General features: G+C 65.2%; 13 protein-coding genes. 12 read left to right on the top strand and 1 reads right to left on the bottom strand.

The annotated features are described in order from the left end of the window. Positions 1-316: 316 nt before the first annotated feature. Positions 317-517, bottom strand: coding sequence for a hypothetical protein (locus FAZ95_RS07310; protein WP_137331838.1), 201 nt, complete (start codon positions 515-517; stop codon positions 317-319). Positions 518-718: 201 nt separating this feature from the next. Between FAZ95_RS07310 and hpnI the strand changes: the two genes are divergently transcribed. The 12 genes from hpnI to astA all read left to right on the top strand — a co-directional run bounded on the left by hpnI (position 719) and on the right by astA (position 13,586). After that, positions 719-1,924 carry a bacteriohopanetetrol glucosamine biosynthesis glycosyltransferase HpnI gene (gene hpnI / locus FAZ95_RS07315; RefSeq protein WP_137331839.1) on the top strand — a complete coding sequence of 402 codons (1,206 nt, stop codon included), beginning with the start codon at positions 719-721 and terminating at the stop codon, positions 1,922-1,924. 152 nt (positions 1,925-2,076) lie between these two features. After that, the gene (hpnJ, locus tag FAZ95_RS07320) at positions 2,077-3,498 is read left to right on the top strand and encodes a hopanoid biosynthesis associated radical SAM protein HpnJ (protein ID WP_137331840.1); all 1,422 of its coding nucleotides are present in this window, start codon (positions 2,077-2,079) and stop codon (positions 3,496-3,498) included. Between the two features lie 6 nt (positions 3,499-3,504). Next, the gene (gene hpnK / locus FAZ95_RS07325; RefSeq protein WP_137331841.1) at positions 3,505-4,404 is read left to right on the top strand and encodes a hopanoid biosynthesis-associated protein HpnK; all 900 of its coding nucleotides are present in this window, start codon (positions 3,505-3,507) and stop codon (positions 4,402-4,404) included. Then, the gene (locus FAZ95_RS07330; RefSeq protein WP_137331842.1) at positions 4,401-5,462 is read left to right on the top strand and encodes a lysylphosphatidylglycerol synthase domain-containing protein; all 1,062 of its coding nucleotides are present in this window, start codon (positions 4,401-4,403) and stop codon (positions 5,460-5,462) included. The genes hpnK and FAZ95_RS07330 overlap by 4 nt, the downstream gene beginning before the upstream one ends. Positions 5,463-5,921: 459 nt before the next feature. Next, a complete protein-coding gene (locus FAZ95_RS07335) occupies positions 5,922-6,491 on the top strand; it encodes an outer membrane protein assembly factor BamE (RefSeq protein WP_137331843.1) in 570 nt (189 codons plus the stop codon). Between the two features lie 264 nt (positions 6,492-6,755). Then, positions 6,756-7,445 (top strand): ABC transporter permease, encoded by a 690-nt coding sequence (locus tag FAZ95_RS07340; RefSeq protein WP_137331844.1) that lies wholly within the window; start codon positions 6,756-6,758, stop codon positions 7,443-7,445. Next, complete coding sequence (locus FAZ95_RS07345; protein WP_137331845.1) at positions 7,442-8,155, top strand: ABC transporter permease; 714 nt, start codon at positions 7,442-7,444, stop codon at positions 8,153-8,155. The genes FAZ95_RS07340 and FAZ95_RS07345 overlap by 4 nt, the downstream gene beginning before the upstream one ends. A gap of 15 nt (positions 8,156-8,170) precedes the next feature. After that, complete coding sequence (locus tag FAZ95_RS07350; RefSeq protein WP_137331846.1) at positions 8,171-8,965, top strand: ABC transporter ATP-binding protein; 795 nt, start codon at positions 8,171-8,173, stop codon at positions 8,963-8,965. A gap of 52 nt (positions 8,966-9,017) precedes the next feature. Continuing rightward, the gene (locus FAZ95_RS07355) at positions 9,018-10,079 is read left to right on the top strand and encodes a GlxA family transcriptional regulator (protein ID WP_137331847.1); all 1,062 of its coding nucleotides are present in this window, start codon (positions 9,018-9,020) and stop codon (positions 10,077-10,079) included. A gap of 99 nt (positions 10,080-10,178) precedes the next feature. Beyond that, on the top strand, positions 10,179-11,414 hold the full coding sequence (locus tag FAZ95_RS07360) for an aspartate aminotransferase family protein (RefSeq protein ID WP_137331848.1): 1,236 nt from the start codon (positions 10,179-10,181) through the stop codon (positions 11,412-11,414). A gap of 70 nt (positions 11,415-11,484) precedes the next feature. Beyond that, positions 11,485-12,558 (top strand): arginine/ornithine succinyltransferase subunit alpha, encoded by a 1,074-nt coding sequence (aruF, locus tag FAZ95_RS07365; RefSeq protein WP_137331849.1) that lies wholly within the window; start codon positions 11,485-11,487, stop codon positions 12,556-12,558. Next, positions 12,555-13,586 carry an arginine N-succinyltransferase gene (gene astA / locus FAZ95_RS07370; protein ID WP_137331850.1) on the top strand — a complete coding sequence of 344 codons (1,032 nt, stop codon included), beginning with the start codon at positions 12,555-12,557 and terminating at the stop codon, positions 13,584-13,586. Before aruF ends, astA begins: the two co-directional genes overlap by 4 nt. The last annotated feature ends 2 nt before the right edge of the window (positions 13,587-13,588 follow it).

A 13,588-nucleotide genomic window follows, 5' to 3' on the forward strand; every position in this document is an offset into this window, starting at 1 on the left:
CTGGTTTGCCGGCGGTCGCGGCGGTCGAATTCGGGACGGATTGTTTCGGTGCATGCCTGCTGACCCCGTTAATCGACGCCGCCGTTTGGAATCGACGAACAACCCTAATCCCGTTGCTAAAATAGGGCTATTGTCAAGACGGGGTTCATCGAATGTCGAGCCGATGGGGGCGGAAGACGGGCTCGGCGGCCGGCCGCAAAGGCCCGCCAGGCGGGCGTTTCGGCGGGTTTCGATGGATGCGGGGATGAATCGCCGCCAATTCATAGCGTCGCACGGAAACACTGTTTCACAAGTTTACGAGGGCAAGTCAGCGTTTTCACGGATGTCCTGCTAAAATTTCACGATTCCAAAAACCAACTTGCGGTTTCCGTTCAATCGATTGAACGCGCGGCATCTTGCGCGCGCCCATTCGAGAACCTATTGCATTCGCAGCCTTGCTCCGCATCAACAGAATAGAAAGCACCTTGCCGACGGCTTGCCTATCGAATTGCTCCGATGAATCGCTGGCTAGTCCCATGCTTTTGCATTCTGTCGCGTTGCGCCCGCTGCGCCCGCACCGCAAAGCCGGATACCGGCCGCGTGCCGTGCCCATGCCGCACCGGGCCCGCAACCGCATGCAGAACGAAGGAGCAGCGAACGTGTTTTGTCACAATTTGAACAGCCAGGCGCCCGGCAGGGCGGCGGCCGCGCGCGTCATGCGCGCCCGGGGGGGCGGGCAATGACGGTGTCTTCCGTGTCGGACTGGCTGCTGGTCCTGCTGTGCTGTGTGGCGACGATCTATGCGGTGATTGCGGCAGCCGCCTTTGCCTTGGGCCCGAGCGTGCCGCGGCACGGCCGTCGCCGCGGCCGCGCGAGCGCGGCGCTGTCGGTGAGCGTGCTCAAGCCGCTGTGCGGCGCCGAGCCCCGCCTCTACGAGAATCTCGCGACCTTCTGCGAGCAGGACCATCCGCGCTTCCAGTTGCTCTTCGGCGTGTCCTCGCCGGCCGATCCGGCCATCGCGGTCGTGCGCCGGCTGCAGGCGGCGTACCCCACGCACGATATCGAGCTGGTCGTCGATTCGCGCGTGTACGGCCAGAACCTGAAGGTGAGCAACCTGATCAACATGGTCTCGCGCGCGAAGCACGAGGTGATCATCGTGGCCGACAGCGACATCGCGGTCGAGCGCGACTACCTCGAGACCGTCACGGCGCCGCTCGCGGACCGCAATGTCGGCATCGTCACGTGCTTGTACCGCGCGGTCAGCGTGGGCGGCTTCTGGCCGCGCGTCGGCGCGCTCTTCATCAACGAATGGTTCGCGCCTTCGGTGCGCGTCGCGCACGCGGGCGGCTCGACCGATTTCGGCTTCGGCGCCACGCTCGCCTTGCGCGCCTCGACGCTCGAGGAAATCGGCGGTTTCGAGTCGTTGAAGGACGATCTCGCCGACGACTACTGGCTCGCCGAGCACGTCCGCCGGCTCGGTCTCTCGACGGTGCTCTCCGAGGTGACGGTCGCGACCGACGTCGTCGAGCCGGATCTGGCAACACTTTGGCTGCGCGAGACGCGCTGGCTGCGCACGATCCGCTCGATCAATCCGCTCGGTTTCGCGTTCCTGTTCATCACGTTCACGACGCCGTGGCTTCTGGCCGGCGCGCTGCTCGCCCACGGCTTCGAAGGGGTGTTCAGCGGCTCGATGCGCGACATCGTGCTCTTGGCCAGCACCGGCGCGGGTGTGCTCGCGCGTGTCGCGCTGCATGCGAAGAGCGCGTGGCAAGGCAAGAACGGCACGTTCTGGCGCGATCTGCCGCTCGTGCCGTTGCGCGACGTGCTGCTCGCACTGCAATGGCTCGTTGCGGCATTCGGCTCGTACGTAGTGTGGCGCGGCGCGCGCGTGCCGGTGGTCGGCGCGACGCGGGCGTCCGTGGTCGAAGGGTCGGACGGTTCGTAAGACAGATTCGGAAAGCGGCGGTCGGCGCAGCCGGCCGCCCGAACCTTATCGAGCCTTATCGCGCATCGGTCGCACATAAGGTTCGCATCAGGTTCCTTGGTTTACAGTTCTCAATCATTTATTCAAGCCCCATGCAAGTTGCCGGAGCATTCATGAAAACGCTGTTTTTGCAGGCCCCGTCCTATGACGGCTTCGATGGCGGAGCCGGTTCGCGTTACCAGGCGAAGCGCGAGATCCGTTCGTTCTGGTATCCGACATGGCTCGCACAGCCCGCCGCACTGGTGCCGGGCAGCCGCGTGATCGATGCGCCCGCCGACGGCATGTCCGTCGAGGAAACGCTCAAGATCGCCGAGCAGTACGACCTCGTCTTCATCCACACGAGCACGCCGTCGTTCCCGACGGACGCGATGTTTGCGCAAGACCTGAAGAAGCATAAGCCGTCGATCCTGGTCGGCATGGTCGGCGCGAAGGTGATGGTCGATCCGCACAATTCGCTCACGGCGACCGAAGCGATCGATTTCGTCTGCCGCGAAGAATTCGACTTCACCTGCAAGGAAATCGCCGAAGGCAAGCCGTTTGCCGAGATCAAGGGCTTGAGCTGGCGCGCGAAAGACGGCTCGATCGAGCACAACGAAGCGCGCCCGATCCTCGAGAACATGGACGAGCTGCCGTTCGTCGCGCCCGTCTACAAGCGCGATCTCAAGATCGACAACTACTTCATCGGCTACCTGAACTACCCGTACGTCTCGATCTACACGGGCCGCGGCTGCAAGTCGCGCTGCACGTTCTGCCTGTGGCCGCAGACGGTCAGCGGCCACCGCTACCGCACGCGCTCGGTCCAGAACGTGCTCGAGGAAGCGAAGTGGATCCGCGACAACATGCCGGAAGTGAAGGAGCTCATGTTCGACGACGACACCTTCACCGACGACTTGCCGCGCGCCGAAGCGATCGCGATCGGCCTGGGCAAGCTCGGCATGACGTGGTCGTGCAACGCGAAGGCGAACGTGCCGTACAAGACGCTCAAGGTCATGAAGGAAAACGGCCTGCGCCTCTTGCTCGTGGGCTTCGAATCCGGCGACGATCAGATCCTCGTGAACATCAAGAAGGGCGTGCGCACGGACTTCGCGCGCCGCTTCAGCGCGGACTGCAAGAAGCTCGGCATCAAGATCCACGGCACCTTCATCCTCGGCCTGCCGGGCGAGACGAAGGAAACGATCAAGAAGACGATCGAGTACGCGAAGGAAATCAATCCGCACACGATTCAAGTCTCGCTCGCCGCGCCTTATCCGGGCACGACGCTCTACAAGCAGGCCGTCGAGAACGGCTGGATGGAAGAGAACAAGACCATCAACCTCGTGAGCAAGGAAGGCGTGCAGCTGGCGGCTATCGGCTACGCGCATCTGTCGCGCGACGAGATCTATCACCACCTCGAGCAGTTCTACCGCGAGTTCTACTTCCGCCCGTCGAAGATCTGGGAAATCGTGCGTGAAATGCTGACGAGCTGGGACATGATGAAGCGGCGTCTGCGCGAAGGCGTCGAGTTCTTCCGCTTCCTGCGCGCGCACGAGGCGTAAAGCGGGATGTCTTCGACGGGACCGGTGCCAACGTTGCCGGCATCGGCTGAGCGCGCGCTCATCTTCACGGCCGACGACTTCGGCCTGCATGAGCGCGTGAATGCGGCGGTCGCGCGTGCGCATCGCGATGGCGTGCTCACCGCGGCGAGCTTGATGGTGAGCGCGCCGGCAGCGCAGGATGCGGTCGAGCGCGCACGCGCGCTGCCGAGCCTGCGCGTCGGGCTGCACCTCGTGCTCGCCGACGGCGCGGCCACTTTGCCGCACACGGCGATCCCGGCGCTCGTCGGCCCCGACGGTCGCTTCGGCGACAACATGGTGCGCGACGGCTTCCGGTTCTTCTTCCTTCCTCACGTGCGCGCCCAGCTCGCCCGCGAGATCCGCGCACAGTTCGAAGCGTTTGCCGCGACCGGGTTGCTGCTCGATCACGTCAACACGCACAAGCATTTCCATCTGCATCCGACGGTGTTGTCTCTGATCCTGTCGATCGGCCGCGAATACGGGCTCGCCGCCGTGCGGCTGCCCGCCGAGGCCAACGAGCCGTGGTGGATCAAGCCGTGGATCGCGCTCGTGCGCTCGCGCCTCGCGCGCGCCGGGATCGCGCACAACGACTACGTCGTCGGCATCGCGAACACGGGCGGTATGGACGAAGCCGTGCTGCTCGACGCGATCGCGCGCCTGCCGCGCGGCGTCGGCGAGATCTACTGCCATCCGGCGGAGGCGGGTGAGGCGCTGACGCCCTCGATGCACGCCTACCGCCATGCCGACGAACTCGACGCGCTGCTCTCGCCGCGCGTCGCGGCGGCGCTCGTTGCGGCCGGCGTCGGCCCGGGTTTGCGCGGCGGCTTCGCCGACGTGTTCGGCAAAGGCCGGGCCCCGGCAGCCGTTCAAGGAGCCCGCGCGTCATGATGGCGTGGGTCAAGCGCGCCGGCTGGCCGGTCGGCATCGCGATCCTGATCGCGCTCGTGTTGCGCGAAGGCGTCGGCGACGTGATGCACGTGATCGGCCAAGCCGGATTCGTGCTGCTCTGGCTCGTGCCGTTCCATGCGCTGCCGCTCCTGCTCGATGCGTACGCCTGGCATTTGCTGCTCGCGCGTCGCGCGTCGCTCCCTTTCCTCTGGTGGATCGCGACCGTGCGCGAAGCGGTGTCGCGGCTGCTGCCCTCGGCGGGCATCGGCGGCGAGATCGTCGGCATCCGGCTGGCGCGCTGGCGCGTGCGCGATGCGAGCTTCGTCACCGCATCGGTGATTGTCGAAGTGCTGGTGACGATCGCGGTTCAGTATGCGTTCTCGGCGCTCGGGCTCGTGCTCATCATCGCGTCCACGCAGGGTGGCGGCGCGACGTCGATCGGTCTCGCGCTGCTGTTATCGCTGCCGTTGCCCGTGCTCGCCGTTCTGCTCTTGCGTCGCGGCGGCGTGTTCCATGCCATCGAGCGCTTCGCGGCGCGCGTGCTCGGCAGCGAGCATCGTTTGCTGCAAGGCATCGACGGCAAGCGCCTCGATGCGGAGATCGACGCCTTGATGTGCCAGACGGGCCTCGTGTTCCGCTCGTTCCTCTGGCAGCTCTCCGGCTACGTGATCGGCGCGCTCGAAACCTACTGGGCGCTCGCGATGCTGGGCCATCCGGTGTCGATCGGCGGCGCGCTCGCGATCGAAGCGCTGACGCAGGCCGTGCGCCACGCCGCGTTCATCGTGCCGGCCGGGCTCGGCATTCAGGAAGTCGCGGTGGTGCTGCTCGCCCAGATGTTCGGCGTCAATCACGACGTCGCGCTCTCGCTTGCGCTCGTCAAGCGGATGCGCGAGGTGCTGTTCGGCTGCCTCGCGCTCGGTTCGTGGCAGCTCGCCGAGCTGCGCCGCACCCGCCGGCAGGCGCTCGCGCAGGCGGACGAGCACGTGCCGGCTGTCGTGCCTACTGTCGTGGCGGTCAGCGGCGCCGGCCGCGAGCCCGAAGCCGAATCGACGCGCTGAGCCTTCGCGCCGCGCGACCCGGCCGGCCGCGTTCGGGGCTTGGCCCGCGCCGCGCCAAGCATCCGGAAAACATTACCGTTCGAACAGCGAAATAATCATCTGATTCGGTGTAAACACTCTCTGGTTGCAAGGCGGCGATACGTCTACATTGAGTTCACTGGACACGACATCGCACACATCGCATTAAGGCTAGACGACCGCGAGCAGAGGTCACATCCGAGGGGAGTGCGCATGGGCGAGGACGCTTCGGTTCTCGCCGCCGCACGCGGAAGACGCTGCGATTTTCTTGACGCCGATCGGCCCTGTGTCCAGCCAGTTTTGCCGACGTATTTTTTGCGTCGCGCTTCAAAGCGCTTACCGGCCGCCTACGTTATGTGACGGCCGGTTTCGTTTTTTCGGCAGGCGCAACCCGGCCAGCCGTTATCCTATGGGCCATGACGAGCCCTAATCTCCATACCGATGCGAATCCGTAGCCAAGCGCGTAACCGGCTCCTCACCGCCGCTGTGCTGTGCGCGTCGCTGGCGCTCACCGCATGCAACGATCGACAAAGCGACCTCGCCGTGCAAAGACTCAAAGACTGGTTCAACTCGATCAAACCGGAATCGATGCTGCTGCGAGGGCTGACGCCCGGCGTCACGACCGAAGCCCAGATCCGCGACCAGATGGGACGCCCCGAGACGGAGCGCGACTTTCCCAGCGGCGCCAAACGCCTGGAATATCCGCGCGGCCCGGCGGGCCTCAAAACCTTCATGGTCGATATCGGCCCCGACGGCCGGCTGAAGGCGATCACGCAGGTGCTGACGGCCGCCAACTTCGCCAAGATCCACGCCGGCATGAGCGAGGACGAAGTCCGCGAGCTGCTCGGCAAGCCGAGCGAAATCGCCGTCTATCCGCTCAAACCGGAGACCGTGTGGAGCTGGCACTGGTTCGAAGGCGGCGTCGATCAGGATGCGTATTTCAACGTGCACTTCGCGCCGGACGGCCTCGTGTACACGACCTCGCGCTCGGACGTGATCCGCGGGCGCTGAATATCGAAAAAGCGACCCAAAACGTGTAAAAACGCGGCGCGGGTAGCGCCGCGAACCCCGAGGCGTACCGGTCGGCCAACACCGAAATCACCGTTGCCACGGGCATTTGCCGTCCGTCCCTGCAGCGGTTCGCGGCATGCTGCGCCGCAACACGGCCATCCCTTTCGGTTTGAGCAATTTAATTTCGCTTGCGAGTATCCGCGCCAGGCCGCAGCACCGCTTCGGCCCACCCAACCCAACTCCCAACAACAGACGGAGACGCGCGTGTTCCTCTACGGCTTTGGCCCGGTGCTGCTGGCCGGCACGATACAGACGATCGAGCTGTCGGCGCTGTCGCTGGCGGTGGCGGTGCTGCTGGGTCTCATCGGCGCGGTGGCGAAGCTCTCGCACAACCGCGCGTTGCGGTCCACGGCGACCGCCTATACGACGCTGATCCGCTCGGTGCCCGATCTGGTCCTGATGCTGCTGCTGTTCTACAGCATCCAGATCGCGGTGAATCAGATGACCGATGCGCTCGGCTGGAATCAGATCGACATCGATCCGTTCCTCGCCGGCGTGATCACGCTTGGCTTCATCTATGGCGCCTACTTCACCGAGACGTTCCGCGGCGCGTTTCTTTCCGTGCCGCGCGGCCAGCTCGAGGCGGGCAGCGCGTACGGCATGAGCGGCATCCGCGTGTTCATGCGGATCATGTTCCCGCAGATGATGCGCTTCGCGCTGCCGGGCATCGGCAACAACTGGCAGGTGCTCGTGAAGGCGACGGCGTTGGTGTCGATCATCGGCCTGGCCGACGTCGTCAAGGCAGCCCAGGACGCCGGCAAGAGCACCTTCAACATGTTCTTTTTCATCCTCGTTGCGGCGCTCATCTACCTCGCGATCACGACGGTGTCGAACCTCGTGCTCATGTGGCTCGAAAAGCGCTATTCCATCGGCGTGAGGCACGCGGAACTATGATCGAGATCCTTTCGCAATTCGGGCAGGCGTTCCTCTACTGGGACGGCCAGCGCTTCTCCGGGCTCGCCGTGACGGCATGGCTGCTGGTGGCGTCGATTGCCATCGGTTTCGTGATGGCGGTGCCGCTCGCGGTGGCGCGCGTGTCGAAGAAGCGCTGGCTCTCGACGCCGGTGCGTCTCTACACCTACGTCTTTCGCGGCACGCCGCTCTACGTGCAGCTGCTCCTGATTTACACGGGCGTCTACAGCCTCGAAGTCGTGCGCTCGCACGAACTGCTCGACGCGTTTTTCCGCAGCGGCTTTCACTGCGCGATTCTCGCGTTCGCGCTGAACACCGGCGCCTATACGACGGAGATTTTCGCGGGCGCGATCAAGGCGACGAACTACGGCGAGATCGAGGCGGCGCGCGCCTACGGAATGGGGTGGTTCACGATGTACCGCCGCATCATCCTGCCGTCGGCCTTGCGCCGGGCGCTGCCGTTGTACAGTAACGAGGTGATCCTGATGCTGCACGCGACCACCGTCGCCTTCACGGCCACCGTGCCGGACATCCTGAAGGTCGCACGCGACGCCAATTCGGCCACGTACATGTCGTTTCAGGCGTTCGGCATCGCCGCATTGATCTATCTTGCTGTATCGTTCGCACTCGTCGCGGCGTTCAGGCGCGCTGAAAAGCACTGGCTCGCGTATCTGGCCGTCGGCCGCCACTGAAATATTCGGGAGAGCATGGTGTCCCAGACCAATCCATCCGCCGCCGTCAAACTTTCGGCGCTCGACATCCACAAGCGCTTCGGCGACAACGAAGTGCTCAAGGGCGTGACGCTGAACGCGAAGGCCGGCGACGTCATCAGCATCATCGGCGCATCCGGCTCGGGCAAGAGCACGTTTCTGCGCTGCATCAACTTTCTCGAGCGGCCGAACGCGGGGCAGATCGTCGTCGACGGCGAGGCCGTGAAGACCAAGACCGATCGCGCGGGTAATCTCGAGGTCGCCGATCACAAGCAGCTGCAGCGCATCCGCACCAAGCTCTCGATGGTGTTCCAGCACTTCAATCTGTGGGCGCACATGAACGTGCTCGAGAACGTGATCGAAGCGCCGATCCACGTGCTCGGCGTGCCGCGCAAGGAAGCCGAGGAACGCGCGCGCCAGTATCTGGAGAAGGTGGGGCTCGCGCCGCGCGTCGAGAAGCAATATCCGTCGCATCTGTCGGGCGGCCAGCAGCAGCGCGTCGCGATTGCGCGCGCGCTCGCGATGAACCCCGACGTGATGCTGTTCGACGAGCCGACTTCGGCGCTCGATCCGGAGCTCGTCGGCGAAGTGCTGAAGGTGATGCAGAAGCTCGCCGAGGAAGGCCGCACGATGATCGTCGTGACGCACGAGATGGGCTTCGCGCGCAACGTGTCGAACCACGTGATGTTCCTGCATCAAGGGCGCACCGAGGAAGAGGGCGATCCGAAGATCGTGCTTACGCAGCCCACGAGCGAGCGCTTGAAGCAGTTCCTCTCGGGCAGCCTGAAGTAAGCGGCGTGCCCGGTTCCATGCAGGACGCCGTACTTCTCTTGCCGTGCCGCTGATGGTTCGGCCCGCAAGCCCCGCACACGCGACGCAGGTGGCGATCGTCGCGCTGCCGCCTGTGTCGATGTCGGGCGTCGGGCCGATCGTCGATGCGCTCACGCTCGCCAACGAGATCGACGGGCGCCTCTTGTACCGCTGGCAAGTCTGTTCGTGGGACGGGCGGCCCGTGCCGCTCTCGGGCGGCGCGCTTTGGCCCGCCGATACCGCGTTCAACGACGGCATCGCCTGCGACTGGCTGATCCTCGTCTCCGAGCGCTTCCAGCAATTTGCCGACTACCGCCTCTTTCTCGCCAGCCTTGCGCGCGTGGGACAGCGCACGCCGCTCGTCACCGGCATCCATCACGGCGTCTGGTGGCTCGCGATGGCGGGGCAGCTTTCCGGCTATCGCGTGAGCGTCAACTGGGAAACCTATCAGCAGTTCACCGAGCAGTTCGAGCGCTCGATCGTCACGCAGCAGATCTTCGAAATCGACCGCGATCGCGCGACCTGCGCGGGCGGTCAGGCGACCGTCGACTTCATGCTCGCGATGATCAAGCGGGACCACGGCCCGGAGCTCGCGGAGCGGATTGCCGATGCACTCGGCGTCGGCGTGTTGCGAGCCGGCGAAGAGCGCCAGCGTATTCCGTTCGTCACCGCGCCCGGCGAGCGGCATCCGCGCTTGAACGATGCACTGCAGCTGATGGAAGCGAACACCGAAGACCCGCTCACGACCGATGAAATCGCGACCCTCGTCGGCGTGTCGCGCCGTCAGCTCGAACGCCTCTTTCGCCAATATCTCGCGTCGATGCCGTCGAAGTACTACCTCGGCCTGCGTCTTCTGAAAGCGCGCACGCAGCTGCAGCGCACGAGCAAATCGGTCGTGCAGGTGAGCCTGGCGTGCGGGTTTTCGTCGGCGGCGCATTTCTCGAATGCGTACCGCGAGCGCTTCGGCGTGACGCCGCGCGAGGATCGCCGCAACTGGATCGAAAAGCAGCACGGCGGCGCGGCGGAAGGCGCTGCGAAAGGCCATGCGGGCGAGCCGCGCGCGGGCGCGATGATCGAGCGGCCGGAAGAACCATGATTCGACTGACTTGAACCCCGATATTTTGCGTCGCGTATGCGCAAGACGATGCGCGTCACGTTTCCTAAACTACTGAATATTGCCCAACGAGGATTTGCCATGAACGACCTGACTGTGAACCGCCAGACCTTCGACGAAGTGATGGTGCCGGTGTTCTCGCCTGCCGCCTTCGTGCCGGACCGCGGCGAGGGCTCGCGCGTCTGGGACACGCAGGGCCGCGACTATATCGACTTCACCGGCGGCATCGCGGTGACGGCGCTCGGCCACTCGCATCCGGAATTGCTGCGCGTGCTGCGCGAGCAGGGCGAGAAGGTGTGGCACGTCAGCAATGCGTACACGAACGAGCCGGTGCTGCGTCTTGCGAAACGCCTCGAAGCCCTGACGTTCGCGGATCGCGCGTTCTTCGCGAACTCGGGCGCCGAAGCGAACGAAGCGGCGTTGAAGCTCGCGCGTCGCGTGGCAGTCGAGCGTCACGGCGAGGACAAGTACGAGATCGTGTCGTTCACGCAGTCGTTCCATGGGCGTACGTTCTTCACGGTCAGCGTGGGCGGCCAGCCGAAATATGCGGAAGGCTTCGGCCCGCAGCCGGCCGGCATCATCCACCTGCCGTACAACGACATCGAAGCCGCGAAGCAGGCGATCGGCCCGAAGACCTGCGCGGTCATCGTCGAGCCGATCCAGGGCGAAGGCGGCGTGATTCCCGCCGATCCGGCGTTCCTGCGCGCGCTGCGCGAAGCGTGCGACACGCACGGCGCGCTGCTGATTTTCGACGAAGTGCAAACGGGCGTCGGCCGCACGGGTCATTTCTACGCGTACATGGACACGGGCGTGACGCCGGACATCCTCACCACGGCCAAGTCGCTCGGCAACGGCTTCCCGATCGGCGCGATGCTGACGACGAAGGAAGTCGCCGCGCACTTCAAGGTCGGCGTGCACGGCACGACGTATGGCGGCAATCCGCTGGGCGCGGCCATCGCGGACAAGGTCGTCGAGCTCGTCAGCGCCCCGGCGCTGCTGGAAGGCGTTCGGGAGCGCAGCGCCGCGATCAAGGCGAAGCTCGCCGAGTTGAACGAGCGCTTCGGCATCTTCACGGAAGTGCGCGGCAAGGGTCTCTTGATCGGCGCCGAGCTGACGAGCGCCTACGAAGGCCGTGCGAAGGACTTCGTGAACGCGGCGGCCAAGCATGGCGCGATGCTGCTGATCGCCGGCCCGAACGTGCTGCGTTTCGCGCCGTCGCTGATCATCCCGCAGGCCGATATCGACGAAGGCTTCGCGCGTCTCGCGAAGGCGATCGAAGAAGTGGTCGGCGCGACGAACGAAGCGCACGCCAAGTAACGCATCCGGTGCCGCGTCGGCTTATGCGGACGCGGCTTCTGCTGCGACCCATTCAAACATTGGAACGATGATGCTCTACGTACGCCCGGGAAGACTGTCCGATCTCGATGCGCTCGAACACATGGCGCGCACCGCGCAGCCCGTGCTGCATTCGCTGCCGCGCGACAGGAAGGCGCTGGAGGCGCGCGTCGCGCTGTCGGAGGATTCGTTTCGCGCGGATGTCGATTTTCCGGGCGAGGAGTTCTATCTGTTCGTGCTCGAAGACGGCGCGAGCGGCAAGCTGCTCGGCACGGCGAGCATCGTCGCCGCGGCCGGCTACTCCGAACCGTTCTACGCGTTCCGCAACGACGCGCTGATTCATGCGTCGCGCGAGCTGCACGTGAACCGCAAGATTCACGCGTTGACGATGTCGCATGAACTGACCGGCAAGAGCCGCCTCGCCGGTTTCTATATCGACCCCACGCTGCGCGGCGATGCGGCCGCGCACCTGATGTCGCGCGCGCGGATGATGTACATCGCCGCGAACCGCAAGCGCTTCACGCCCGAGGTGTTTTCGCTGCTGCTCGGCGTGACCGACGAGAACGGCGTGTCGCCGTTCTGGGAAGCGGTGGGCCGCAAGTTCTTCGGCCGCGACTTCACGGATGTCGATCTCGCGTCGGGCGGGCGCAGCCGCACGTTCATCGCCGAGGTGATGCCGAGCTATCCGCTCTATGTGCCGCTGTTGCCGGAAGCGGCGCAGCGCGTGCTCGGCGAGCCTGACGAGCATGCGCTCCTCGCCTACGACATTCAGCTCGAAGAAGGCTTCGAGCCGGATCGCTACGTCGATATCTTCGACGCGGGTCCGGTGCTGACGGCGCAGGTCGATCGCAGTGCGTGCGTCATGCGCAACGAAACGCGCACCGTGCACGAGAGCGCGGTGCCAGGCGCAGCATCGGCTACGACCTACCTCGTGTCGAGCAACCGCGCGGGTGACTTCCGCTGCGTGCTGGCGGAGCTGCCGCAAGAACGCGCGGCGGGCGCGCCGCTCGCGAGCGCCGTGCGTGCCGCGCTCGGCGTGCAGGACGGCGACGCGGTGCGCTGTGTGCCGTTGCATCAGCGTGAGTCCGAAGCCGACACGGATAACCAGCAAGGAGTTGGACAATGATCGTCGTTCGCGTCGTCAAGCCGAGCGATGTGGACGCGCTCGTCTCGCTCGCCCAGGAGACCGGCCCGGGCCTCACAACCTTCAAGCCCGACCGCGACGCGCTCGCCGCGCGCATCGCCCGCTCGCAAAAGACGATGGATGGGCACGCCGCGCCGCACGAGGCGGGCTACTTCTTCGTGATGGAAGACACCTCGACGGGCGACGTCGCCGGCGTGTGCGGCATCGAGACGCAAGTCGGCCTCGAGCAGCCGTTCTACAACTATCGCGTGAGCACGGTCGTGCATGCGAGCCAGGATCTCGGCGTGTGGACCCGGATGTCGGCGCTCAACATTTCGCACGACCTCACGGGCTACGCAGAGGTGTGCTCGCTGTTCTTGAGCCCGCGCTACCGGACGGGCGGCGTCGGCGGCTTGCTGTCGCGCTCGCGCTTCATGTTCATCGCGCAGTTCCGCGACCGCTTTCCGGAACGGATCTGCGCCGAGTTGCGCGGACACTTCGACGATGACGGCACGTCGCCGTTCTGGCGCTCGGTCGGCTCGCACTTCTATCAGATCGATTTCAACGCGGCCGATTATCTGAGCGCACATGGCCGCAAGTCGTTTCTCGCGGAGCTGATGCCGCGCTATCCGGTGTACGTCGACTTGCTGCCGCAGGAGGCGCAGGACTGCGTCGGCATCACGCATCGCGATACGGCGCCCGCGCGCAAGATGCTCGAAGCCGAAGGGCTGCGCTATCAGAACCACGTCGACATCTTCGACGCGGGCCCCGTCCTCGAATGCCATATCGCGGACCTGCGCACGGTGCGCGAGAGCGTCGTGGTGCCGGTCGAGATCGGTGCTGTTGCGGCGCCGGCCGATGCGCCGCGTTCGCTCGTGTCGAATACGTCGCTTGGCGATTTTCGTGTGGGCGTGGCGGCGGGACTTGCCGATGAAGGCGTGTTCCATTTGACCGCTGAAGAAGCGGCTGCGCTGAACGTCAAGGCAGGCGACCCCGTTCGCGTGTTGCCGCTCAAATCAAAGCAAGGATGACC

Origin of the sequence: Trinickia violacea, from assembly GCF_005280735.1 — a bacterium.
GTDB lineage: Bacteria > Pseudomonadota > Gammaproteobacteria > Burkholderiales > Burkholderiaceae > Trinickia_A > Trinickia_A violacea.